Below are 24,470 nucleotides of genomic sequence, written 5' to 3' on the forward strand. Positions count from 1 at the left end.
CGCCGCCACGGTGTCCCGCGACACACCCTGGCTTCCCCGTTCGTCCTTCCACACGAAAGCAGCAACGCCGTGAGCAACGACAGCAGCCGTCCCGAGCCGGCACCGTACAAGATCGATGTGCCCCAGGACGCCCTGGACGATCTGAAGGAGCGCCTGGTCAAAACCCGCTTCTTCGACGACCTCGGCAACGAGGAGGAGTATTACGGCATCAGCACCGCCTACCTCCGGCCTCTCGTCGAATACTGGGCCGACGGCTTCGACTGGCGGGCCCAGGAAGAGCGGCTCAATTCCTTCAGCCGGCACCGCGTCGACATCGACGGAAACCCCGTCCACTTCGTCTACGTGCGCGGCAAGGGCCCGAACCCCGTTCCGCTGATCGTCAACCACGGCTGGCCCTGGCCCGGCGAGTTCAGCTACGGGCTCATCGGTCCGCTGACCGATCCGGCTGCCTACGGCGCCGACCCCTCCCTCTCGTTCGACGTCGTCATCCCCGACCTTCCTGGCTTCGGCTTTTCCACACCGGTCGGCAGGGGCGACCTGAACTACTGGAAGATCGCCGACATCCTTCACGAGCTGATGACCGGCGTCCTCGGTTACGAGAAGTACGCCGTTGCCGGCTCCGACTACGGGGCCCTGGTCACCAGCCAGCTCGGCCACAAGTACGGCGACCACATCATCGGCCTCCATTACGGCCACGACATGCCTCCCGGCCAGTTCGCCAACGAACGCTTCTGGGACCTCACCGACGGCGCCAAGATCCCGGAAGACGCGTCGCCCGAGCTCCGCGCCGGCCTGGAGAATCTGGTCAGCACCTACGTCTCCCACGTCGCCGTCCACATGCTCGACGGGTCCACCCTCACCCACGGCCTCAACGACTCCCCCATCGGCATGCTCGCCTGGCTCCTGCGCCGCTGGAAGAAGTGGAGCGACAAGCGGGGCGACTTCGAGGAGAACTTCCCCCGCGACTTCGTCCTCACCCAGGCCACCGTCTTCTGGGTCACGCAGTCCATCGGGAGTTCCATCCGGATGTACCGCAACGCCGTCCGCTACCCGTGGGTCCCTTCGCACGACCGCCGGCCGGTCGTCGAGCCCCCTGCGGGCTTCACCTTCCTTCTCGGCGACGCCTACCCGCCGGCCATCAACACCGTCGAGGACCGTATCGCCGCCTTCGAGAACGGTCCCACTCGCGGCTCCTTCAACGTGGTGAACGTCAACGCACACCTGCGAGGTGGTCACTTCGTCCACTACGAGAACCCGGAAGCCTTCAGCACCGACCTTCGCGAGACCTTCCGCAGGATCCTCGGCTGAGATCGGGGTGCGGAAGGGGCCCGCTCGGTTGAGCGGGCCCCTTTCCTTTGGGTGGTCAGTCCTCGCCGAGGTAGGTCTTGCGGACGCCTTCGTCGTGGAGGAGGTCGCGGCCGGTACCGGAGAGTTTGATGGTGCCGACTTCCATGACGTGGGCCTGGTCGGCGAGGGAGAGGGCGGCTTGGGCGTTCTGTTCGACGAGGAGGATGGTGGTGCCCTGGGATTTGAGTTCGACGATGGTGGCCATGATCTTCTGCATCATGATCGGTGACAGGCCCATGGAGGGTTCGTCGAGCATCAGGAGTTTGGGCTGGGACATGAGGGCGCGGCCCATGGCGAGCATTTGCTGTTCGCCGCCCGAGAGGGTGCCGGCGGCTTGTTTGCGGCGCTCGCCGAGGATGGGGAACAGGTCGTAGGCGCGCTGGACGTCCTTGGTGATGCCCGCGGAGTCCTTGCGCAGGTAGGCGCCGAGGAGGAGGTTCTCCTCGATGCTGAGGCGGGGGAAGATGTGCCGGCCTTCCGGGGAGTGGGCGAGGCCGAGGGCGACGATTTTGTGGGCGGGGAGGCGGGTGAGGGGCCGGCCGTCGAAGACGATGCGGCCGCCGAGGGGCTTGAGGAGGCCGCTGAGGGTGCGCAGGGTGGTGGTCTTGCCGGCGCCGTTGGTGCCGATGAGGGTGACGACTTCGCCTGCCTGGACGGAGAAGCTGATGCCCTTGACGGCTTCGATCTTGCCGTAGGCGACGCGGAGGTCCTCCACTTCGAGCAGTGCGGTCATCGGTCGTTCTCCTGCTCACTGGTGTGCGGCGTCCCGCCGGTGGTCCCAGGTTCGGTTCCGGCTTCGGCTTCGGCGGTCGCGGCTTCGGTCCGGTCGTCGTCCTGTGGTGCGCCTTCGAAGGGTTCGCCGAGGTAGGCGGCGATGACGCGTTCGTCGCTCTGGACGACCTCGGAGGTGCCTTCGATGAGTTTCTCGCCCTGGACGAGGACGGCGACGCGGTCGCAGAGGTTGAAGATGAACCGCATGTCGTGCTCGATGACGAGGACGGCGATGCCTTGGTCGCGGATGGCGAAGACGAGTTCCTCGGTGGCCCGGGTCTCCTGGGGGTTCATGCCGGCGGTGGGCTCGTCGAGGAGGAGGAGTCCGGGTTCGCTGGCCAGGGCGCGGGCGATTTCGAGTTTGCGTTGTTCGCCGTACGGGAGGTTGCGGGCGAGGTGTTCGGCCTTGCCGGCGAGGCCGGTGAATTCGAGGAGTTCCATGGCGCGGGCTCGGGAGCGGGCTTCGGCCTTGTGGTAGCCGGGGCCGCGGACGAGTGCGGACAGGAGTCCTTCGCGGGTGCGGGTGTGGCGGCCGACGAGGACGTTCTCCAGGACCGTCATGTTGGCGAAGAGCCGGATGTTCTGGAAGGTGCGGGCGATGCCGGCCTGGGTGACGAGGTGGGGCTTGGGGGGCAGGACGGTGCCGCGGTAGGTGACGGTGCCCTCGGTGGGGACGTACAGGCCGGTGAGGCAGTTGAAGAAGGTGGTCTTGCCGGCGCCGTTGGGGCCGATGAGGCCGACGATCTGGCCGCTGCCGACGGTGAGGGAGACGTCACGGACGGCGGTGAGGCCGCCGAAGCGCATGATGACGCCGCTGGCCTGGAGCAGTGGGGTGCCGTCGGGGGTGGGCTGGTGGGGGACGGTTGCGGTGGTGGTGGTCATGGTGTCTTTCACGCCCCTGCCGCTGCGGTCGGGGCGGTGTCGTCGCCCGTGGGGGGTGTGTCGGGTGCGGGGATGTCGTCCTCGTGGAATTCGAGCTGGCGGCGCCGGTTGGGGATGATGCCTTCGGGCCGGAAGCGCATGATCAGGATGAGGGCGAGGCCGAACGCGAACAGTTCGTAGCGGGAGAGGAAGTCGAGTTTCTCCGGGATGACGTACAGCAGGGCGGCGCCGAGGACGGGGCCGCTGACGGTGCCCATGCCGCCGAGGACGACGGCGGCCAGGAGGAAGGCGGAGTTGGGCGGGACGGGTCCGGAGAACACGTAGGGGTTGGGGACGACGCTGTTGGTGACGTGTGCGAAGACCGTTCCGGCGAGGCCCGCGAGGGAGGCGCCGAGGGCGAAGGCGATGAGTTTGACGCGGAAGCCGTTGATGCCCATGGCGGTCGCGGCGGTCTCGTCCTCGCGGATGGCCACCCAGGCGCGGCCGATGCGGCTGTCGGCGGCGCGGGTGAAGACGAGGACGACGATGACGGTGAAGACGAGCATGAGCAGGTAGTAGTTGGCGAACCTGCCCAGGGTGAAGGACCCGAAGGAGTGGGTGTTGCCGAGGTTGTAGCCGAAGATCGACAGATCGGGGATCTGCGCGATGCCGTCGGGGCCGTTGGTGATCTTGGGTCCGCTGACGCCGTCGAGGTTGTTGACGACGATGCGGAAGATCTCTCCGAAGCCGAGGGTGACGATGGCGAGGTAGTCGCCGCGCAGGCGCAGGGTGGGGGCGCCGATGAGGACGCCGAAGACGCAGGCGGCGGCCATGCCGGTGATGGCGGCGGCCCAGAAGGGGAACTGGACGCCGGACCAGATGGAGAACTGGGAGCCGGAGACGAGGGCCGCGGTGTAGGCGCCGACGCCGAGGAAGGCGACGTAGCCGAGGTCGAGCAGGCCGGTGAGGCCGACGACGATGTTGAGGCCGAGGGCGACGGTGCCGACGATGAGGACGCTGACGCCGAGGTTGGCCCAGTGTTCGTTGTTCTGGGCGAAGGGGTAGGCAGCGGCGGCGATGACGGCGACGGTGGCGGCGAAGCGCTTGTTGTGCTGGGTGAGCTGCTGGAACTGTTTGACGAGTCCGCCGGCGTTCAGGCCCCAGACGCCGATGGCGACGAGGATGAGGTAGCCGAGGAAGATGTCGCTGTAGTCGGTGGCGAGGCCGAAGGTGAGGATCTTCAGGCCGATCGCGTAGACGGCGGCGATGACGAGCCGCTGCAGCCAGGGGTTGAGCTTGCGCGGGTCGGCGACCTTCAGTTCGCTGTGGTGCAGGCGCAGTGCGCGCAGCCGGCGCAGGCCGCGGACGGCGGTCGCGTTGTCGGCGAACCGGCCGAGTTCGGGGTATTCGGTGCCGTCGGGGTCGGCGGGGTGCCGGTCGATGGGCAGGGCGAGGGTGCCGGTGAAGAGGACGAGCGCGCCGACGAAGGCGACGAAGCCGCCGGGGTTGAGGTTGGCGAGGCCGCCGAGTTTGGCGGCGATGTCGATGACGGTGTACCAGGTGGTGCCGAGGGTGGCGAGGGCGAGCAGGAGTACGGAGTTGTTGGAGCGGCTGGGGTTGAGCCAGCGCAGGCCTTGGACGCCGAAGGCGCCGAGGGCGACGACGCCGGTGAGGATGGCGCCGATGAGGGTGAGGACCTGGAGGCCACCGGGGTAGCCGTCGATGGTCAGGTTGCCGGGGAAGGCCTCGGTGTACGTCCACGACATGAAGGTGGAGGCGATGGTGGCCACGGCGCCGATGAGGGTCACGGCCCTGGCGGCGGTGGGCGGCATCGGCACGTAGGGCGCGGTGGTGCGGCCGGGGTCGGTGGCGGAGGTGGTGGTCTCGGCCACGGCGGTGATGGGGAGGTCGGTCATGTCGTGATCACGCCCTGTCCGCGACGCGTTCGCCGAGCAGGCCCTGGGGCCGGACCAGCAGGACCAGGATGAGGAGCACGAACGCCCATACGTTGGCCCAGCCCTGTCCGCCGAGCTGCTGCATGCCGGGGATGTTGGAGATGTACGCGGAGGCGCAGGTCTCGGCGATGCCGAGGACGAGGCCGCCGAGCATGGCGCCGTAGATGTTGCCGATGCCGCCGAGGACGGCGGCGGTGAATGCCTTGAGGCCGGCCTGGAAGCCGATGTCGTATTTGATCTGGCCGTACTTGAGGCCGGAGGCGAGGCCGGCGACGGCGGCGAAGAGGCCGCCGATGGCGAAGGCGATGATGATGATGCGGTTGGTGTCGATGCCCATGAGCTGTGCGGTGTCGGGGTCCTGGGCGGTGGCCTGCATGGCGCGGCCGGTGCGGCTGGTGCGGACGAACGCGGCGAGGCCGAGCATGCATACGACGGCGGCGGCGAGCAGGAAGATGTCGCCGCTTTGGATGTCGATGGATCCGATGTGGAAGGGGCCGCCGGGCAGTTGCGGGAATCGCTTTCCGCTGGTGGCGTTCGGGTACCAGAGGAAGACCGCCTGCTGGAGTGCGAGGGAGAGGCCGATGGCGGTGATGAGCGGTGCCAGCCGTGGCGCGTTGCGCAGGGGCCGGTAGGCGAGCCGTTCGGCGCCGACGGCGATCAGCACGGACACCAGGGCGCCGCCGAGCAGCATCAGCGGCAGCGCGAGCCAGATGGACATGCCGCTGGGGAGATTCGTGTAGACCGCGAGAGCGCCGAAGGCGCCGGTCATGTAGATCTCGCCGTGGGCGAAGTTGATGAGCTGGACGATGCCGTACACCATCGTGTAGCCGATGGCGATGAGCCCGTACATCGAGCCGAGGAACAGCCCGTTGGCCAGCTGTTGCGGCAGGGTGTGCACCGCATGGCCTCCATGTCGCTGGGAGCAGGGGGAGCAGGGGACGGTGGGCGGGTACCGGGCGTTGGGTGGCGGGTGGTGGGTTGCCCGGTGCCGGGTGGCGGGTCGCCGGGTGGCGGCTGAGCGGTGGGCCGCGCGGCCGGGTCGACCGGTCGCGCGGCCCTGGTGTGCCGGGGGGTCAGCCGTTGTAGGTGCCGGTCTTCACCGCGGTCCACTTGCCGTTCTTGACCTGGTAGACGGTGAGCTGCTTGTTGGTGGTGTCGCCGTACTGGTCGAAGGAGACGTGGCCGGCGATGCCGTCGAAGTCGGCCTTCTGGACGGCGTCGACGAGCTTGGCGCGGGCGTCGGTGGGCAGCTTGCCGCCGTTGGCATCCATGATCGCCTTGACGCCGTTGATGATGGCGGTGGCGGCGTCGTAGGAGTAGCCGCCGTAGGTGCCGTAGTCGCCGGGGTAGCCCTTGGACTTGTAGGTGTTGATGAAGTCCTTGGCGGCGGGCAGGGTGTCGACGGGGACGCCGACGGAGGTGGCCAGGTCGCCTTCGGCCGCCTGGCCGGCGGTCTTGATGTAGGTGTCGGAGTACATGCCGTCGCCGCCCATGAGCGGGATGTGCACGCCGGCCGCCTTGAGCTGCTTGGTGATGAGCTCGGACTCGTCGTACTGGCCGCCGTAGTAGACCATGTCGGCGTGGGAGTTCTTGATCTTGGTGACGAGCGTCGAGTAGTCGGTGTCGCCGGTGTTGACGTGGTCGGTACCGGCGATCTTGCCGCCCAGCGAGGCGAACTTGCCCTTGAAGATGCCCGCGAGGCCGGCGCCGTAGGTCTGCTTGTCGTCGACGACGAAGGCGTTCTTCTTCTTGAGGCTGTTGTAGGCGTAGTCGGCCGCGAAGTTGCCCTGGTTGGCGTCGGTGGTGGCGGTGCGGAAGTAGGTCTTGAACGGGCGGGTCTTCGTGCCGCTGGCCCAGTCCTTGCCCTGGGTGAGGGCCGGGTTGGTGTTGGACGGGGAGATCTCGACCATGTTGGCGGAGTTGAAGACCTGCTGCATCGACTGGGCGACGCCGGAGTTCAGCGGGCCGACGGCGGCGATGACGTCGCTCTCCTGCACCAGCGCGGTGGCGTTCTGCTGGCCGGTGGCGGGCTGCGCCTTGTCGTCCAGCGCCTTGGTCGCGAAGGTGACACCGGGGACCAGGTGCTTGGCGTTGGCGTCGTCCACGGCGATCTTCACGCCGTACTGGATGCCCAGGCCGGTGGCGGAGTTCTGGCCGGTGAGAGGGGCGTCGACGCCGATCACGACGGTGGTGTTGGAACCGCCGCCACCACTGCTGCTGCTGTCGCTCCCCTTGCTGTCGTTGCTGCGCGAGCCGCAAGCGGTGAGGGTCAGGGCTCCTGTGGTGAGCACGGAGGTCAGAATCAGCAAGGAACGGGTTCGCACGATCAGTCCTTTCCGCCGGACGACCGACTCTGCTGAGCGGCCGAGTCACCCGTTGGAACCCGAACTGCAAATCCGGTGACGCGGTGACTGGCCGTGACTCTAGGCGCGAGTGCGCGGGTAAGGCAGAGGGGTGAAGAAGAGTGTGATGTTCTTGTTATCCCGTCAGGAAACTCTTGAGGTTCTACTGAGGTTGCCGGCGGCTTTTGGGCGCTTTGCGCCACCGTCCGTATGATGAGAACCCGCACTTCCGGGAGGGGTGCCGGGGCGGGTGCGTGCTGCCGGACGGGCGGTGGAGCAGTTGCCGGGCCGCGATTTGCCGGGTGGCGCGGGGCCGGGCGGCGGACCGTGCGGCGGTGGGAATGCTTATTGCGATCGGGTTACGCAGCGTTAATTGAACCGCATTTCCGGACGGGCTTCGCGGTCGCTTCGGCGCGACCGCGGGCAGCGGTTGTCGGCAGTGGTTGTCGGCGACCGCGGGGAAAACGGGACCCCCGGCCGGGACATCCCCGGACGGGGGTCAGGACCAAAATTGCCAAGACGCATTACGTCGGCCGGTCGCCCCCTTTACCTCGGGGAGTCGTCCTCGCCGATGTGGTGGACGCGGACCATGTTGGTGGTGCCGGGCATGCCGGGCGGGGAGCCGGCGGTGATGATCACCACGTCGCCCTTCTTGCAGCGGCCGATCCGCAGCAGTTCCTCGTCCACCTGCTGGACCATCTCGTCGGTGGTCTGCACCATCGGGCCGAGGAAGCTCTCCACGCCCCAGGTCAGGCTGAGCTGGGAGCGGGTGGCCGGCTCGGGGGTGAAGGCGAGCACCGGGATCGGGGAGCGGTAGCGGGACAGCCTGCGGACGGTGTCGCCGGACTGGGTGAAGGCGACCAGGAAGCGGGCGCCGAGGAAGTCGCCGATCTCGGCTGCCGCGCGGGCGACGGCGCCGCCCTGGGTACGCGGCTTGTTCCGCTCGGTCAGCGGCGGCAGGCCCGCCTTGAGGATGTCCTCCTCGGCGGCGGCGACGATCCGGGACATGACCTTGACGGTCTCGATGGGGTACTTGCCGACGCTGGTCTCGCCGGAGAGCATGACCGCGTCGGTGCCGTCCATGACCGCGTTGGCCACGTCGCTGGCCTCGGCGCGGGTGGGGCGGGAGTTGTCGACCATCGAGTCGAGCATCTGCGTGGCGACGATGACCGGCTTGGCGTTGCGCCTGGCGAGCTTGACGGCGCGTTTCTGGACGATGGGGACGGCTTCCAGCGGCATCTCGACGCCCAGGTCGCCGCGGGCGACCATGATGCCGTCGAAGGCGTCCACGATCCCGGCGAGGTTGTCGACGGCCTGCGGCTTCTCGATCTTGGCGATGACGGGGACGCGGCGGCCCTCCTCCTCCATGACCCGCAGCACGTCCTCGACGTCGCGTCCGGTGCGGACGAAGGACAGGGCGATGACGTCGGCCCCGATACGCAGGCCCCACCGCAGGTCGCGGATGTCCTTCTCGGACAGGGCGGGAACGGAGACGGCGACACCGGGGAGGTTGAGGCCCTTGTGGTCGGAGACCATGCCGCCCTCGATGACCATGGTGTGCACGCGCGGTCCCTCGACGTCGGTGACTTCGAGGGTCACTCGGCCGTCGTCGACCAGGATCCGCTCGCCGCGGGCGACGTCGGCGGCCAGTCCCTTGTACGTGGTGCCGCAGATCTGCTGGTCGCCCTCGATGTCATCGACGGTGATGGTGAACTCGTCACCGCGTTCAAGGAGTACCGGGCCTTCGGCGAAACGGCCGAGCCTGATCTTCGGGCCCTGAAGGTCGACCAGGATGCCCACGCTGCGGCCGGTTTCGTCGGAGGCCTTGCGGACCCTTCGGTAGCGGTCCTCGTGCTCTGCGTACGTACCATGGCTCAGGTTCAGGCGTGCCACGTCCATTCCCGCTTCGACCAGCGCCTTGATCTGGTCGTAGGAGTCGGTGGCTGGGCCCAGGGTGCAGACAATTTTGGCTCGGCGCATGTATCGAGCGTATGACTTACTCGTTGGTAGGGAGCTCGGCGACAGCAACAGTCCAAAGACGTCTGTATTAACGCCTGTTGACAAGTATCGAATGATCAGATGAGCGCTCTTATGAGCGGCGATGTCACCGTCAGTGGCGGTGAGCGTGACTTACGTCCCACGGGACACCCTTGCCCCACCCCCGGGTCACCGCGGGGCAACCTGCCGGCAACGCGCGAGGACTGTCGCACGGCACCCCGCCTGGGTCAGAATCTACGCGCGTTGTTGTCACTCTCGCCCATCAGGAGATCAGATGCCGCTCAACCGCAGGGACTTCATCAACCGCTCGGCCCAGGCGGGCGCCGGCGTGGCGCTGGCCGGGACGGCGGCGGGAGTGGCGGCGTCGCCCGCGCACGCGGCCGAGCTGCCCGAAGGCCGGCCTCCCAGGACGTACTCCCTGCGCGTGCTGGGCACCACCGACCTGCACGGACACGCCCTGAACTGGGACTACTTCACCAACGCCGAGTACGACGACAAGGCCCACAACGACGTCGGCCTGGCCAAGATCGCCACCCTGGTCGAGCAGGCCCGCGCGGAGAAGGGCCACGACCGGACCCTGCTGATCGACGCCGGCGACATCATCCAGGGCACCCAGCTGTCGTACTACTACGCGCGGGTCGAGCCCATCACCGGCCGGCACAGCGGCCCCCGCCACCCGATGGCGCTGGCGATGAACCACATGCGCTACGACGCGGCCGCGCTGGGCAACCACGAGTTCAACTACGGCATCCCGCTGCTGCGCGCCTTCCAGGAGCAGTGCGACTTCCCGCTGCTGGCCGCCAACGCCGTCGACGCGACCTCCCTCAAGCCCGCCTTCCCGCCCTACCTGGTCAAGCGGCTGCGCGTGCCGCACGGACCGGACGTCACGGTGGGCGTCCTGGGCCTGACCAACCCCGGCATCGCGGTGTGGGACAAGGCGAACGTCCAGGGGAGGATGGCCTTCCCCGGGCTGGTCGAGCAGGCGAAGGTGTACGTGCCGAAGCTGCGCGCGCTCGGCTGCGACGTGGTGATCCTCACCGACCACTCCGGGCTGGACGGCGCCACCTCCTACGGCGACGCGGTGCCCTACCCGGAGAACGCCTCCTCGCTGGTGGCCGCCCAGGTGCCCGGCATCGACGCGATCCTGGTCGGCCACACCCACCGCGAGGTCGCCTCCCGCACGGTGGTCAACGAGGAGACCGGCGCCTCGGTGGTGCTGTCCGAGCCGCTGTGCTGGGGCGAGCGGCTGAGCGTCTTCGACATCGACCTGGAGTTCTCCCGCGGCCGCTGGCACGTCGTCTCCGTCACCGCCGACGTCCGCAACGCCAACACCGTGCCCGAGGACCCGATCGTGGCCAAGCTCGTCAAGGACGAGCACGAGAAGGTCGTGGCATACGTCAACCAGGTCATCGGGACCTGCACCGAGGCGATGTCGTCGGCGCAGTCCCGGTACATGGACACGCCCATCATCGACTTCATCAACCAGGTGCAGAGCGACACCGTCACGAAGGCGCTCGCGGGCACGGCGTACGCGTCGCTGCCGGTGCTGTCCGAGGCCTCGCCGTTCTCGCGGACCGCGTCCATCCCCGCCGGCCAGGTGTCGCTGCGGGACGTGGCGGGCCTGTACGTCTACGAGAACACCCTGGACGCCAAGATCCTCACCGGCGCGCAGGTCAAGGACTACCTGGAGTGGTCCGCGGCCTACTTCGTGCAGACCACGCCGGACGCGCCGGTCGACGTCGACAAGATCACCAACGCCAACGACACCCCGGACTACAGCTACGACGTGCTCAGCGGGGTGTCGTACGACATCGACATCTCGCAGCCCGTCGGCTCCCGGATCGTCAACCTCACGCACGCGGGGGCGCCGTTGGACCCGGCCGCGCGGTTCGTGCTCGCGGTGAACAACTACCGCTCCGGGGGCGGCAGCAACTACCCGCATGTGGCGACGGCCCAATCGGTGTGGTCCAGCTCCGACGAGATCCGCAACACCATCATCGCCTGGGTGCAGGCCAACGGCACGATCGACCCGACGCGGTTCGGCGGCGACCAATGGCGGCTCACCCGCGCCGGAGTGCCGCTGTTCGGGTAGCCGGGCCGGGCCTGTCCCGAGCGGCGGCCCCGCCGTCGCCGCGGTCCTCGGTCCGGGGGGCGCCCAGACCGAAGGTGGTGAAGGCGGTCCTGGCCGGCAGGGGGTAGTGCTCCTCGCCGGTCAGCAGGCCGGTCAGGTCGTTGAGCACGACCGCGGACCGCCAGGCGGCCAGGCCCAGGTCGGGGGCGCCGACGCCGTGGGTGTGGCGGGCGGCGCTCTGCACGTAGATCCGGCCGGTGACGGACCCGTCCAGTTCGAGGCGGTGGCGCGCGTCGACCCTGGGCCGGCCCGCCGCGTCCTTCCTCACGTAGGGCATGAGGGGGCCGAGCAGCCGGTCCAGCGGCCGCTCCCGGTAGCCGGTGGCGAGCACCACCGCGCCGGTGACGAGCCGGGAGCGGGTGCCCTGGTCGGCGTGCTCCAGGTGCAGTTCGATGCCGTGGGTGCCCAGCCGGGCCGCGGCGCGGACGGTGACGCCCGGGGTGAGGACCGCGTCCGGCCAGCCGCCGTCGAAGGTGCGGCGGTACAGCTCGTCGTGGATGGCGGTGATGGTCTCGGCGTCGATGCCCTTGTGCAGCTGCCACTGGCCGGGGACCAGCCGGTCGCGCACGGGCTCGGCCAGCGCGTGGAAGTAGCGGGTGTAGTCGGGGGTGAAGTGCTCCAGGCCGAGCCTGCTGTACTCCATGGGCGCGAACGCGGGGGTGCGGGCCAGCCAGGTGATCCGCTCCCGGCCCGGCGGGCGGGACCGCAGCAGGTCCAGGAACACCTCCGCGCCCGACTGTCCGGAGCCGATCACGGTGACGTGGTCGGCGGCCAGCAGGCGCTCGCGCTGGTCCAGGTAGTGCGCGGAGTGCACGACGGGCACCGCCGGGTTCCCGGCGAGCTGCCGCAGCTCCTCGGGCACGTGCGGGGCGCTGCCGATGCCGAGCACCAGGTGCCGGGCGTAGGTGCGGCCCAGCGACTCGGCCTCGCCGTGCGCGTCGAGCCGGGTGTGGTCCACCGCGAAGTGGCCGCGCGCCGGGTTCCACCGCACCGCGTCCACCTGCCGCCCGAAGTACGTGCTGGGCAGGGTGTCGGCCACCCACCGGCAGTAGGCGTCGTACTCGGCGCGGTGCACGTGGAAGCGCTCGGCGAAGTAGAAGGGGAACAGCCGCTCCCGGGACCTGAGCCAGCTCAGGAACGACCAGCGGCTGGCCGGGTCGGCGAGCGTCACCAGGTCGGCCAGGAACGGCACTTGGAGGGTGGCGCCGTCGATCAGCAGGCCCGGGTGCCAGCGGAACTCCTGCCCCTGGTCGTAGAAGGCGGCGGACAGGCCCGCGATCCCGTCGGCGAGGGCGGCCAGCGAGAGGTTGAACGGTCCCAGGCCGACGCCCAGCAGGTCGAGCGGGTCCTGCGCGGCCGTACCCGTCCCGGGCGCGGGCCGCGCGGCCGGCACGGGTACGGCGGCCTCCCCGGGACGGGCGGCGGGTACGGGCCCGGCGCGGCGGCCGGCGGGTGCCCGGCCGGCGGCGGGTGAGGGCGCGGGGGCGGGGACCGGCAAGGGTTCGGGGTCGGGGACGGGTGACGGGCCGGCGGCCGGTGAGGGAGCGGGTGAGGGCGCGGGGGCGGGGGCGGGGGCGGCCTCGGGCGGGGGCGCCGGGGCCGGGGTGGGGCGCTCGAAGGGGTCGGGGACGGGGACCGGTGATGCGTTCATGACGGGGTCTGGCCTTCCGTGGTGAGCTTCACGAGCGCGTCGAGCTGGTCGGCGGGGGTGCGCGGGTTGAGCAGGGTGGCCTTGAGCCACAGACGGCCGCCGGCCCGGGCGCGGCCGAGGACGGCCCGCCCCTCGTACAGCAGCCGGCGGCGCAGGGCGGCGACCTCCTCGTCGCTCGCGCGGGTGGGGCGGAACAGGACGGTGCTGATCTCCGGCGGGCTGTGGAGGGTGAGGTCGGGGTGACGGTCGACCTTCGCGGCGAGTTCCCGGGCCAGGTCGCACACGGCGTCCACGAGGGAGCCGATGCCGTCGCGGCCCAGGGCGCGCAGGGTGACGGCGATCTTGAGGATGTCGGGCCGGCGGGTGGTGCGCAGCGAGCGGCCGAGCAGGTCGGGCATGCCCGCCTCGGTGTCGTCGGCCGCGTTGAGGTAGTCGGCGCGGTGGTCCAGCGGGCGCAGGGCGGCCCGGTCGGGTACGGCGAGGAGTCCGGCGGCGACCGGCTGCCAGCCGAGTTTGTGCAGGTCGAGGGTGACGGAGACGGCCGACTGCAGGCCGTCGAGCCGGCCGGCCTCGCGCCGGCTGAACAGCAGCGAGCCCCCGTAGGCGGCGTCCACGTGCAGTTCGGCGCCGTACCGGGCGGCGGCCTTGGCGATGCCGGGCAGCGGGTCGACGGCCCCGGTGTCCGTGGTGCCGGCGGTGGCCACGACCAGGGCGCGGGCCGGCAGGTCGGCGAGGGCGCCGTCCACGGCGGCCGGGTCCAGCACCCCCGCCGGGGTGTCCAGGACGATCGGCCGCGGCAGCCCGAGCAGCCAGGCCGCGCGCGGCACGCTGTGGTGGGCGTTGGCCCCGCACACGACCTGAACCCGGGGGCCGCCGGCCGCCCGCTCCCTGGCCAGCAGGAGCGCGAGCTGGTTGGACTCGGTGCCGCCCGTGGTGACCAGGGCGTCGGGCATCGGCAGGTCGGGGTAGACGAGGCCGGCGAGTGCCGCCGCCACACGGGCCTCCAGTTCGCTCGCGGCCGGTGCCTGGTCCCAGGAGTCCAGTGACGGGTTCAGCGCGCAGGCCGCGAGGTCCGCGGCGGCGGCCACCGCCAGCGGCGGGCCGTGCAGATGGGCCGCGCACAGCGGGTCGGCGGGGTCGGCGGCGCCTTCCGCGAGGGCGTGCACCAGCGTGTACAGCGCCTCGTGCTCGCCGGTGCCGGCCCGGGGCAGCGCGTCGCGCACCGTCTGCGCGATCCTCTCGGCGACCTCCCGCGGTCCGCCGGCCGGCACCGGTCCGCCGCGCCGCCGCGCTCCCTCGGCCAGCGCCGCCAGCACCGTGTCCGTCAGCGGCCGCAGTTCGTCCGCTCCCCCGCGTCCCCCCGCGAGTCCGGGCATGCCCATCCGATCCTCACCCCGATCTCCCCTGCGGGCGCACGCCTGACGGCGGGCCCGTCGTGTACAACGACGCACCCGCCGAGCGGTTACGGAACGTGATGGATCGGTTGCGTGCGGGGACGGTCAGTCGCCGTGGGCCGCGCGGACCCGCAGGGCGCGTTCGAGGTCGTCCAAGCGGTCGGTCAGGGCGCGGGCCAGGGCCGGGGTGGGCGCCGGGTCGGTGCGGGCGAGGGTCTCGCGGCCCAGGGCGAGGACCTCCGGGGTGACGATCACGGACGGGAAGCCGTGGCGTCCCAGTGCCTCGGCGATGGCGGTGCCGCGGCGGGCGGCAAGGTCGACGGCGGCGGGGAAGAAGGACCGCGCGTACGGGCGGAGCAGTTCGTGGTGTTCGGGCTGCCAGAAGCCCTGCGCGGTGGCGGCGAAGAGGTACGCGGACAGTGAGTCGTCGTGGAAGAGGGTTTCGAAGGCGGCCTGTTTGGCGGCGGGGTCGGGCAGGGCGGCGCGGCACCGGGCGGCGCTCTGGCGGCCCTTGGCGCCGGGGTCGCGGGCGAGTTCCGCGTCGATGTCCGCGGCGTCGGCGTGACCGAGCACGGTCAGCCGTGCCAGCATCCGCCAGCGCAGTTCGCTGTCGACGGCGGCCCCGCCGGGGATGGCGCCGCGTTCGTACCATTCGCGCAGGTCGGCGGCGGCCCGCTCGCCGACGGCGGAGTCGATGAGGGTACGGGTGGCCGGGAGCCGTGTCCCGTCGCGGCCGGCGGCCAGCAGGTCGCGGCAGACCGCGCTCAGCCGGGTGAGCGCCTCGGTGCGCCGCGCGGGGGCGAGGAAGCGGTCGGCGAGCAGGGTGCGGGTGAAGGTGAGGACCGCCTCGACGACGGCGAAGTCGCTCTCGCCCGGCAGGTGCCGTTCGGTCAGGGCGAGGTGGTCCAGGGGCGCGATCCTGGCGTCGCGCACCAGGTCGCGGGCGGCGTTCCAGGCGACGGCGCGGCCGAGCGGTTCCGGCAGGCCGCCGAGGGTCTCGCCGAGGGTCTCCCAGGAGCGGTCGTCGAAGCGGATCTTGGCGAAGGTCAGGTCGCCGTCGTTGAGGAGGACGACGTCCGGCCGGGGCCCGCCGAGGTCGCGCCGGGCGGACACCGCGGTGGCCGCGATGTCCATGGTGATCCGCTCGCGCAGCACCAGCCGCCCGGGGTCGGCGACGGCCCGGTCGTACAGTCCCACGGCGACGCGGTGCGGGCGGCTGCCGGCGTGGGTGACCTCCAGCCGCCAGCCGGACGGGGCCGGGGAGGCGGTGGGGGTGAGGGTGTCGGTGCCGCTGGTGCGCAACCAGGCGTCGGCCCAGGCGGGTACGTCGCGCTCGGTGGCGGTGGACAGGGAGTCGATGAAGTCGGCGAGGGCGGCGTTGCCGAAGCGGTGGCGGGCGATGTGCTCGTTGACGCCGGCCAGGAACTCCTCGGTGCCGAGCCAGGCGACGAGCTGGCGCAGGGCGGAGGCGCCCTTGGCGTAGGAGATGCCGTCGAAGTTGTTGAGCGCGGAGGCGGTGTCGGGCACCTGTTCCGGGTCGGGTGCGACGGGGTGGGTGGAGGGGCGCTGGTCGGCGTCGGTGCCCCAGGCCTTGCGGGCCACCGCGAAGTCGGTCCAGGTGCCGGTGTGGGCGGTGGCCTCGGCGAGGACCTGGAAGCCCATGTACTCGGCGAAGGACTCGTTCAGCCAGATGTCGTCCCACCAGCGCAGCGTCACCAGGTCGCCGAACCACATGTGCGCCATCTCGTGCGCGATGACCACGGCCCGGGACTGCAGTTCCGTGGCGGTGGCGGCGGCGCGCGGGATGAAGTCGTCCTGGAAGGTGACCAGCCCGGGGTTCTCCATGGCGCCGTGGTTGAGTTCGGGCACGAAGGCCTGGTCGTAGGAGTCGAAGGGGTACGGTTCGCGGAACAGTTGGTGGTAGCGGTCGAAGCAGCGCCGGGTGATGTCGAACAGCTCGTCCGCGTCGCGGTCGAGGTACTTCCCCAGCGAGCGCCGTACGTGCAGGCCGAACGGCAGTCCGGCGTGCTCGGTGCGCACCGAGTGGTAGGGGCCGGCGACCACTGCGAGCAGGTACGTGGAGATCGGCGGGGTCGGCGCCATCCGCCAGCGGCCGGGCCCGGTGCGCTCGGCGGTGGCGTTGCCGAGCACCGTCCACTCCTCGGGGGCGCTCACCCGTACCTCGAAGACCGTCTTGAGGTCGGGCTGGTCGAACGCGGCGGTCACGCGCTGCACGTCGTTCATGAAGCCCTGGGTGTAGAGGTACGTCTCGCCGTCCTCGGGGTCGGTGAAGCGGTGCATGCCCTCGCCGGTGCGGGAGTAGGCCATGTCGGCCTCGACCCGCAGCTCGTGCGGACCGGCGGACAGGCCGGGAAGCGGCAGCCGGTTGTCGTCGAGCAGCGCGGGGTCGAGCGGGGCGCCGTCGAGCTCGGCCCGGCGCAGGACGGCCGGGCGGATCTCGGCGAAGGTGTCGCAGTCGCGCAGCGCGGTGAAGCGGATCACCGCGGTGGACCCGAAGACGTCCTCGCCCCGGGTCAGGTCGAGGTCGATCGTGCAGTGCTGAACGGTCAGGTCGCGGGCGCGGGTCTCGGCCTCTGCGCGGGTGAGAGCAGGCATGGCGTTCATGTTGCCGCACGTCACCGGGCTTGGCCCACGCAATTGCGGCTTCCGGGATCACCGGGCTGCCCGCGGGCGCGTACGCTCGAAGGCCGGGGAGGTGTGGGGAGGTGTCCATGGCCGAGCCGGCCGGGTCCGGTGCGCAGGCGGCCGGGGGCGGGCCGATCGTGCACGGTTTCCCGCACATCGACACCGTGCGGGCGGCGCTCACGGCGCTGTACCGGCGGTTGTCCGCGGACGGGGTGGCGCGGTTCGCCGCGAGTGTCCGTCCGGAGCTGGTGGACTTCCCGGCCGGCGAGGACCTGTACCTGGGCGCCCAGCGGGTGGCGCGGGTGATGGTGCAGCACCTGCGGCTGCCGGACGCGCGGATGGTGATCGGCTTCCGGGACATGGTGCACGCGGGGAACGTCGAACTGGCGGCGGGGCCGGAGTACTTCGTCGAGTTGCACTCCAGGTTCCGTACCGACCGCAGGGACGTCGGCGCGGCCCTCGCCCACGAGGTGATGCACGTCTATCTGCACCGCCTCGGCCTGGAGTTCCCCGGTACCCGCGCCAACGAGATCCTCACCGACACGGCCGCCGCGTACCTCGGCTCGGGCTGGCTGCTGCTGGACGCCTACCGGGAGGAGGCCGCGATCCGCGGGGAGCGGCTGACGATGTCGGCCTACAAGCTCGGCTACCTCACCCCGGAGGAGTTCGGGTACGTGCTGGCCAAGCGGGCGCTGGCGTTCGGCGACGACATCGAGCCGTGGTTCCGCAGTGCCCAGGCGCGCGACGCCTACCGCGCCGGGCTGGAGCGGGCCCGTCTCGACCTGCGGGTTCCGCCGCTGGCCGACGCGGGCTGGGCCGCCCGCCGCCGCTATGCCCGCGACCGCCGCGCGACGGCCTCCGGCCCGCACTATGCCTTCGACGGGTCGCCGGAGCGGGGGTTGCGGGTCTCCTTCCCCTGCCCGGTCTGCTTCCAGCGCCTGCGGCTGCCGGTGCGCGGCCGGGTGCGGGCCCGGTGCGGTGTGTGCTTCACGACGCTGGAGTGCGACACGTAGCCGCCCGGCGAAGGGAGCGGGCGGGCGGACACGGCGGCCGGACATGGCGCGGCGCCCGCCTTCCGTGGTCGGGGATAAGGCGGGCGCCGCGGTGTTACCACGTACCGCACTCCGTTGTGCGGGACAGCGGGGGCCCGGTCAGACGGCCAGGGGGCGGTCGGTCGGGCGGATGGGGGCCGGGAGGGCCGAGGGCACTCCCGTGAGGTACTCGTCGACCGCGCGGGCGGCCGAGCGGCCCTCGGCGATGGCCCAGACGATCAGCGACTGGCCGCGGCCGGCGTCGCCGGCGACGAAGACGCCGGGGACGTTCGTGGCGAAGGCCGCGTCGCGGGCGATGTTGCCGCGCGCGTCGAGGGCGAGGCCGAGCTGCTCGACCAGGCCGTTGGACTGGTCGGTGCCGGTGAAGCCCATGGCGAGGGTGACCAGGTCGGCGGGGATGACGCGCTCGGTGCCCTCCTTGGGGACGAAGCGGCCGCCTTCGAGGACGACCTCGACCAGGTGCAGTTCGCGGACGTTGCCGTCCTCGTCGCCGGTGAAGCGGACGGTGTTGACGGCGTAGACCCGCTCGCCGCCTTCCTCGTGGGCGGAGGTGACCTTGTACACCGCAGGCATGGTGGGCCAGGGCTGGTGGTCAGGGCGCTCGTCGGACGGGCGCGGCATGATCTCCAGCTGGGTGACCGACAGCGCGCCCTGGCGGTGGGCGGTGCCCACGCAGTCCGCGCCGGTGTCGCCGCCGCCGATGACGACCACGTGCTTGCCCTCCGCGGTGACGGGCGGCGCGACGAAGTCGCCCTCCTGCACCTTGTTGGCCAGCGGGAGGTACTCCATGGCCTGGTAGACGCCCTTGAGGTCGCGGCCCTCGACCGGCAGGTCCCGCCACTGGGTGGCGCCGGCCGCCACGACCACCGCGTCGTAGCGCTTGAGGAGCGCGGCCGCGTCGAGGTCGGTGCCGATCTGCACGCCGGTGCGGAACTTGGTGCCCTCCGCGCGCATCTGCTCGATGCGGCGGTTGATGTGCCGCTTCTCCATCTTGAACTCGGGGATGCCGTAGCGCAGCAGCCCGCCGATGCGGTCGGCGCGCTCGTAGACGGCTACGGTGTGCCCGGCGCGGGTGAGCTGCTGGGCGGCGGCCAGGCCCGCCGGGCCCGAGCCGATCACGGCGACGGTCTTGCCGGACAGCCGCTCGGGCGGCTGCGGGGTGACGTCACCGCTGTCCCACGCCTTGTCGATGATCGTGACCTCGACGTTCTTGATGGTCACGGGGGGCTGGTTGATGCCGAGCACGCACGCGGACTCGCACGGCGCCGGGCACAGCCGCCCGGTGAACTCCGGGAAGTTGTTGGTGGCGTGCAGCCGCTCGGAGGCGGCCTTCCAGTCCTCGCGGTAGGCGTAGTCGTTCCACTCGGGGATGAGGTTGCCCAGCGGGCAGCCGTTGTGGCAGAACGGGATGCCGCAGTCCATGCAGCGGCCGGCCTGCTTGCTGATGATCGGCAGGAGGCCGCCGGGGACGTAGACCTCGTTCCAGTCCTGCCTGCGCTCCTCGACCGGGCGCGTCGGCGCCGCGACGCGGGGGGTGGTGAGGAAGCCCTTGGGGTCAGCCATTTGCCGCCTCCATCATCTTCGCGGTGGTCTCGGACTCCGAGAGCCCGGCCTGCTCGGCGGCGTACTTGGCGGCGAGCACTGCCTTGTAGTCCCTCGGCATGATCTTGCCGAAGCGGGTGAGGGCGGCGCCCCAGTCGGCGAGCAGCCGCTCGGCGACGGTGGAGCCGGTCTCCTCGAAGTGGCGGCGCACCACGTCGTGCAGCCACGTGATGTCGTCGGCGTCCAGCGCCTCGACGCCGACCATGCCGGTGTTGACGTTCGCGGGGTCGAGGTCGAGGACGTAGGCGATGCCGCCGGACATGCCGGCCGCGAAGTTGCGGCCGGTGGCGCCCAGGACGACCGCCCGGCCGCCGGTCATGTACTCGCAGCCGTGGTCGCCGACGCCCTCGGCGACGACGGTGGCCCCCGAGTTGCGGACGCAGAACCGCTCACCGGTGCGGCCGCGCAGGAACAGCTCGCCGCCGGTGGCCCCGTAGGCGATCGTGTTGCCGGCGATGGTGGACTGCTCGGCGAGGTGGTCGGCGGCCCGGTCCGGCCGGACGACGACCCGGCCGCCGGACAGGCCCTTGCCGACGTAGTCGTTGGCGTCGCCCTCCAGCCGCAGCGTGACGCCCCTGGGCAGGAAGGCGCCGAAGGACTGGCCGGCGGAACCGGTGAAGGTGATGTCGATGGTGTCGTCGGGCAGGCCGGCGCCGCCGTACTTCTTGGTCACCTCGTGGCCGAGCATGGTGCCGACCGTGCGGTTGACGTTGCGGATCGGCACCTGGGCGCGGACCGGGGCGCCGGATTCCAGGGCCTCGGCGGCGAGCCGGATCAGCTCGTTGTCCAGGGCCTTGTCCAGGGCGTGGTCCTGGCCGGTGGTGCGGTGCCGGGCGGCGCCCTCGGGCAGTTCGGGCACGTACAGCAGCGGCGCGAGGTCCAGCCCCTGGGCCTTCCAGTGGTCGATGGCGCGTCCGGCGTCGATGACCTCGGCGTGGCCGACGGCCTCGTCGATGGAGCGGAAGCCGAGCTCGGCGAGCAGTTCGCGGACCTCCTCGGCGATGAACTCGAAGAAGTTGACGACGAACTCGGGCTTGCCGGTGAAGCGGTCCCGCAGGACGGGGTTCTGGGTGGCCACGCCGACCGGGCAGGTGTCCAGGTGGCACACCCGCATCATGACGCAGCCGGACACGACCAGCGGCGCGGTCGCGAAGCCGAACTCCTCGGCGCCGAGCAGCGCGGCGATGACGACGTCACGGCCGGTCTTGAGCTGCCCGTCGGTCTGCACGACGATCCGGTCGCGCAGCCCGTTGAGCAGCAGGGTCTGCTGGGTCTCGGCCAGGCCCAGCTCCCAGGGGCCGCCGGCGTGCTTGAGCGAGGTCAGCGGGGAGGCGCCGGTGCCGCCGTCGTGGCCGGAGATCAGCACCACGTCCGCGTGCGCCTTGGACACGCCCGCGGCGACCGTGCCGACGCCGACCTCGGAGACGAGCTTGACGTGGATGCGGGCCCGGGGGTTGGCGTTCTTCAGGTCGTGGATGAGCTGGGCGAGGTCCTCGATGGAGTAGATGTCGTGGTGCGGCGGCGGGGAGATCAGGCCGACGCCGGGGGTGGAGTGCCGGGTGCCGGCCACCCACGGGTAGACCTTGTGGCCGGGGAGCTGGCCGCCCTCGCCGGGCTTGGCGCCCTGCGCCATCTTGATCTGGATGTCGTCGGCGTTGACCAGGTACTCCGAGGTGACGCCGAAGCGGCCGGAGGCGACCTGCTTGATGGCGCTGCGCCGGGCCGGGTCGTAGAGCCGCTCGGGGTCCTCGCCGCCCTCGCCGGTGTTGGACTTGGCGCCGAGCTGGTTCATCGCGATGGCCAGCGTCTCGTGCGCCTCGCGGGAGATGGAGCCGTACGACATGGCGCCGGTGGAGAACCGCTTGACGATCTCGCCGACCGGCTCGACCTCCTCCAGCGGGACCGCCGGGCGGTCGGACTTCAGGCCGAACAGGCCGCGCAGCGTCATCAGCCGCTCGGACTGCTCGTTCACCCGGCCCGTGTACTGCTTGAAGATGTCGTAGCGCCGGGTGCGGGTGGCGTGCTGCAGCCGGAAGACGGTCTCGGGGTCGAACAGGTGCGGCTCGCCCTCGCGGCGCCACTGGTACTCGCCGCCGATCTCCAGCCGGCGGTGCGCGGCGGGGATGCCGGACAGCGGGTACGCCTTGGCGTGCCGCTGGGCGACCTCGCGGGCGATGACGTCGATGCCCGCCCCGCCGATCTTGGAGTCGGTGAGGTGGAAGTAGGTGTCGACGAAGTCGCTGTCCAGGCCGATGGCCTCGAAGACCTGGGCGCCGCGGTAGGAGGCCACGGTGGAGATGCCCATCTTCGACATGACCTTGAGCACGCCCTTGCCGAGCGCCTTGATCAGGTTGCGGATGGCGGTCTCGGCGTCGACGCCCTGCAGGAAGGTGCCGGCCCGCACCAGGTCCTCGACGGACTCCATGGCGAGGTAGGGATTGACGGCCGCGGCGCCGTAGCCGATGAGCAGCGCCACGTGGTGCACCTCGCGCACGTCGCCGGCCTCGACCAGCAGGCCCACCTGGGTGCGCTGCTTGGTGCGGATGAGGTGGTGGTGGACGGCGGAGGTCAGCAGCAGCGACGGGATCGGCGCGTGCTCGGCGTCGGAGTGCCGGTCGGACAGCACGATCAGTCGGGCGCCGGCCTCTATGGCGGCGTCGGCCTCGGCGCAGATCTCGGCCAGGCGTGCGGCCAGCGCGGCGCCGCCGCCGGTCACCCGGTACAGGCCGGACAGGGTGGTGGCCTTCAGGCCCGGCAGGTCGCCGTCGGCGTTGATGTGGATGAGCTTGGCCAGCTCGTCGTTGTCGATCACCGGGAAGGGCAGGGTGATGTTGCGGCAGGACGCGGGGCTGGGCTCCAGCAGGTTGCCGGACGGGCCGATGGTGGAGATCAGCGAGGTGACCAGTTCCTCGCGGATGGCGTCCAGCGGCGGGTTGGTGACCTGGGCGAAGAGCTGGGTGAAGTAGTCGAACAGCAGCCGGGGGCGGTCGGACAGCGCGGCGATCGGCGAGTCGGTGCCCATCGAGCCGATCGGCTCCGCGCCGGCCCTGGCCATGGGGGCGAGGATGACCCGCAGCTCCTCCTCGGTGTAGCCGAAGGTCTGCTGGCGGCGGGTGACGGAGGCGTGGGTGTGCACGATGTGCTCGCGCTCGGGCAGGTCGGCCAGGTTGATCAGGCCGGCGTCCAGCCAGTCCGCGTACGGGTGCTGGGCGGCCATCTCGGCCTTGATCTCGTCGTCCTCGACGATGCGGTGGGAGACGGTGTCGACCAGGAACATCCGGCCGGGCTGCAGGCGGCCCTTGCGGACGACCTTCTGGGGGGCGATGTCCAGCACGCCGGACTCGGAGGCGAGCACGACCAGGCCGTCGTCGGTGACCCAGTAGCGGCCCGGGCGCAGGCCGTTGCGGTCCAGGACCGCGCCGACCACCGAGCCGTCGGTGAAGGTGACGCAGGCCGGGCCGTCCCAGGGCTCCATCAGCGTGGAGTGGTAGCGGTAGAACGCCCGCCGCGCGGGGTCCATCTGCTCGTGGTTCTCCCACGCCTCGGGGATCATCATCAGCACGCTGTGCGGCAGCGAGCGGCCGCCGAGGTGCAGCAGTTCCAGCACCTCGTCGAAGGAGGCGGTGTCGGACGCGCCGGGGGTGCAGACGGGGAAGATCCGCTCCAGGTCCCCGGTGAACAGTTCGCTGGCGAGCTGGGACTCGCGGGCCCGCATCCAGTTGCGGTTGCCCTTGACGGTGTTGATCTCGCCGTTGTGCGCGACGAAGCGGTACGGGTGGGCGAGCGGCCAGCTCGGGAAGGTGTTGGTGGAGAAGCGCGAGTGCACCAGCGCGATGGCGGTGGCGAAGGCCGGGTCGGACAGGTCCGGGAAGAACGGTTCGAGCTGGCCGGTGGTCAGCATGCCCTTGTAGACGATCGTGCGCGCGGACAGCGACGGGAAGTACACGTCGGCCTCGCGCTCGGCGCGCTTGCGCAGGATGAAGGCGGGCCGGTCCAGGGCGATGCCGGACCGTGCCGCGGAGCCCTCGGCCCGGGAGGCGTCCGCGTCGCCGTCGGCCACGAAGAGCTGGGAGAAGTACGGCATGGTGGAGCGCGAGGTGGTGCCCAGCACGTCGGGGCCGACCGGGACCTCGCGCCAGCCGAGGACGGTCAGGCCCTCCTCGGCGGCGATCCGCTCGATGGCGTCGACGGCCTTGGCACGGTCCTCCTGCTCGACCGGCAGGAAGGCGATGCCGGCCGCGTAGTGCCCGGCGGGCGGCAGGTCGAAGGCCACCGCCTGGCGCAGGAAGGCGTCCGGGATCTGGAGCAGGATGCCCGCGCCGTCGCCCGTGTCGGGGTCGGCGCCGGTGGCACCGCGGTGCTCCAGGTTGCGCAGCACGGTGAGCGCCCGCTCCACGAGCTCATGGCTCGCCTCGCCGCTGAGGGTGGCCACAAAACCGACGCCGCACGCGTCGTGCTCGTTGCGGGGGTCGTACATCCCCTGCGGGGCGGGGCGCCCGTCCATGAACGCGGAACGCGAACGCATGGCTCTCCCGTCGTCGTCATTTGGCTGGTATGCATTGCCCGTCATGGGCATGCGCAACAGGGACGACGTTGGCCCTCTGCGATTTCGTGCAGGTTACATGATGGCCGAGTGTTCGAGAAGCGGATACTCGATTCCAGCATGTGGACTTTACGAGGGGTGGAACGAACAGATCAGGCCAGCGTCGCTCTACGGGGG

Annotated in this window: 14 protein-coding genes; 3 read left to right on the top strand and 11 right to left on the bottom strand. The window is 71.0% G+C overall.

What is annotated here, in order from left to right; all coding sequences use genetic code 11:
* The first annotated feature begins 69 nt into the window (after positions 1-69).
* Positions 70-1,308, top strand: a complete 1,239-nt coding sequence (locus K7G61_RS20240; RefSeq protein ID WP_225848315.1) for an epoxide hydrolase family protein — start codon at positions 70-72, stop codon at positions 1,306-1,308.
* 55 nt (positions 1,309-1,363) lie between these two features.
* Here the strand turns inward: K7G61_RS20240 and K7G61_RS20245 are convergent, their stop codons facing one another.
* The 6 genes from K7G61_RS20245 to pyk all read right to left on the bottom strand — a co-directional run bounded on the left by K7G61_RS20245 (position 1,364) and on the right by pyk (position 9,256).
* A complete protein-coding gene (locus tag K7G61_RS20245; RefSeq protein WP_225848316.1) occupies positions 1,364-2,080 on the bottom strand; it encodes an ABC transporter ATP-binding protein in 717 nt (238 codons plus the stop codon).
* Complete coding sequence (locus tag K7G61_RS20250) at positions 2,077-3,000, bottom strand: ABC transporter ATP-binding protein (RefSeq protein ID WP_225848317.1); 924 nt, start codon at positions 2,998-3,000, stop codon at positions 2,077-2,079. Before K7G61_RS20250 ends, K7G61_RS20245 begins: the two co-directional genes overlap by 4 nt.
* 8 nt (positions 3,001-3,008) lie before the next feature.
* Entirely contained in the window at positions 3,009-4,895 is a 1,887-nt protein-coding gene (locus tag K7G61_RS20255; protein ID WP_374204179.1) for a branched-chain amino acid ABC transporter permease, read from the bottom strand.
* A 7-nt stretch (positions 4,896-4,902) separates the two neighbouring features.
* Positions 4,903-5,832: a branched-chain amino acid ABC transporter permease gene (locus K7G61_RS20260; RefSeq protein WP_225848318.1), complete on the bottom strand. Its 930-nt coding sequence runs from the start codon at positions 5,830-5,832 to the stop codon at positions 4,903-4,905.
* Positions 5,833-6,007: 175 nt separating this feature from the next.
* Entirely contained in the window at positions 6,008-7,258 is a 1,251-nt protein-coding gene (locus K7G61_RS20265; RefSeq protein WP_225848319.1) for a branched-chain amino acid ABC transporter substrate-binding protein, read from the bottom strand.
* Positions 7,259-7,822: 564 nt separating this feature from the next.
* A complete protein-coding gene (gene pyk, locus K7G61_RS20270) occupies positions 7,823-9,256 on the bottom strand; it encodes a pyruvate kinase (RefSeq protein ID WP_225848320.1) in 1,434 nt (477 codons plus the stop codon).
* A 292-nt stretch (positions 9,257-9,548) separates the two neighbouring features.
* Here pyk and K7G61_RS20275 point away from each other — a divergent pair, with 292 nt between their 5' ends.
* A complete protein-coding gene (locus tag K7G61_RS20275; RefSeq protein WP_225848321.1) occupies positions 9,549-11,366 on the top strand; it encodes a bifunctional UDP-sugar hydrolase/5'-nucleotidase in 1,818 nt (605 codons plus the stop codon).
* Here K7G61_RS20275 and K7G61_RS20280 read toward each other — a convergent pair.
* From K7G61_RS20280 to pepN, 3 genes are all read right to left on the bottom strand, one after another.
* Positions 11,335-13,056 (bottom strand): lysine N(6)-hydroxylase/L-ornithine N(5)-oxygenase family protein, encoded by a 1,722-nt coding sequence (locus tag K7G61_RS20280; protein ID WP_225848322.1) that lies wholly within the window; start codon positions 13,054-13,056, stop codon positions 11,335-11,337. The genes K7G61_RS20275 and K7G61_RS20280 overlap by 32 nt on opposite strands.
* Positions 13,053-14,438 carry an aminotransferase class V-fold PLP-dependent enzyme gene (locus tag K7G61_RS20285; protein ID WP_225848323.1) on the bottom strand — a complete coding sequence of 462 codons (1,386 nt, stop codon included), beginning with the start codon at positions 14,436-14,438 and terminating at the stop codon, positions 13,053-13,055. Before K7G61_RS20285 ends, K7G61_RS20280 begins: the two co-directional genes overlap by 4 nt.
* Before the next feature lie 117 nt (positions 14,439-14,555).
* Positions 14,556-17,066, bottom strand: a complete 2,511-nt coding sequence (gene pepN, locus K7G61_RS20290) for an aminopeptidase N (protein WP_225848324.1) — start codon at positions 17,064-17,066, stop codon at positions 14,556-14,558.
* A 116-nt stretch (positions 17,067-17,182) separates the two neighbouring features.
* On the opposite strand from pepN, the gene K7G61_RS20295 reads away from it, so the two are divergent.
* On the top strand, positions 17,183-18,109 hold the full coding sequence (locus tag K7G61_RS20295; RefSeq protein WP_225848325.1) for a hypothetical protein: 927 nt from the start codon (positions 17,183-17,185) through the stop codon (positions 18,107-18,109).
* 138 nt (positions 18,110-18,247) lie between these two features.
* Here K7G61_RS20295 and K7G61_RS20300 read toward each other — a convergent pair whose 3' ends face one another.
* Both K7G61_RS20300 and gltB read right to left on the bottom strand, forming a co-directional pair.
* Entirely contained in the window at positions 18,248-19,711 is a 1,464-nt protein-coding gene (locus K7G61_RS20300; protein WP_225848326.1) for a glutamate synthase subunit beta, read from the bottom strand.
* Entirely contained in the window at positions 19,704-24,275 is a 4,572-nt protein-coding gene (gltB, locus tag K7G61_RS20305; protein ID WP_225848327.1) for a glutamate synthase large subunit, read from the bottom strand. Before gltB ends, K7G61_RS20300 begins: the two co-directional genes overlap by 8 nt.
* Positions 24,276-24,470 lie beyond the last annotated feature (195 nt).

Origin of the sequence: Streptomyces sp. HPF1205 (assembly GCF_020400825.1) — a bacterium.
Taxonomy (GTDB): domain Bacteria; phylum Actinomycetota; class Actinomycetes; order Streptomycetales; family Streptomycetaceae; genus Actinacidiphila.

Coding starts and splice junctions, on each gene's coding strand:
- K7G61_RS20245 (WP_225848316.1), bottom strand. CDS start 2,080: ATGACCGCACTGCTCGAAGTGGAGGACCTCCGCGTCGCCTACGGCAAG.
- K7G61_RS20250 (WP_225848317.1), bottom strand. CDS start 3,000: ATGACCACCACCACCGCAACCGTCCCCCACCAGCCCACCCCCGACGGC.
- K7G61_RS20255 (WP_374204179.1), bottom strand. CDS start 4,895: ATGACCGACCTCCCCATCACCGCCGTGGCCGAGACCACCACCTCCGCC.
- pyk (WP_225848320.1), bottom strand. CDS start 9,256: ATGCGCCGAGCCAAAATTGTCTGCACCCTGGGCCCAGCCACCGACTCC.
- K7G61_RS20275 (WP_225848321.1), top strand. CDS start 9,549: ATGCCGCTCAACCGCAGGGACTTCATCAACCGCTCGGCCCAGGCGGGC.
- K7G61_RS20280 (WP_225848322.1), bottom strand. CDS start 13,056: ATGAACGCATCACCGGTCCCCGTCCCCGACCCCTTCGAGCGCCCCACC.
- K7G61_RS20285 (WP_225848323.1), bottom strand. CDS start 14,438: ATGGGCATGCCCGGACTCGCGGGGGGACGCGGGGGAGCGGACGAACTG.
- pepN (WP_225848324.1), bottom strand. CDS start 17,066: ATGCCTGCTCTCACCCGCGCAGAGGCCGAGACCCGCGCCCGCGACCTG.
- K7G61_RS20295 (WP_225848325.1), top strand. CDS start 17,183: ATGGCCGAGCCGGCCGGGTCCGGTGCGCAGGCGGCCGGGGGCGGGCCG.
- K7G61_RS20300 (WP_225848326.1), bottom strand. CDS start 19,711: ATGGCTGACCCCAAGGGCTTCCTCACCACCCCCCGCGTCGCGGCGCCG.
- gltB (WP_225848327.1), bottom strand. CDS start 24,275: ATGCGTTCGCGTTCCGCGTTCATGGACGGGCGCCCCGCCCCGCAGGGG.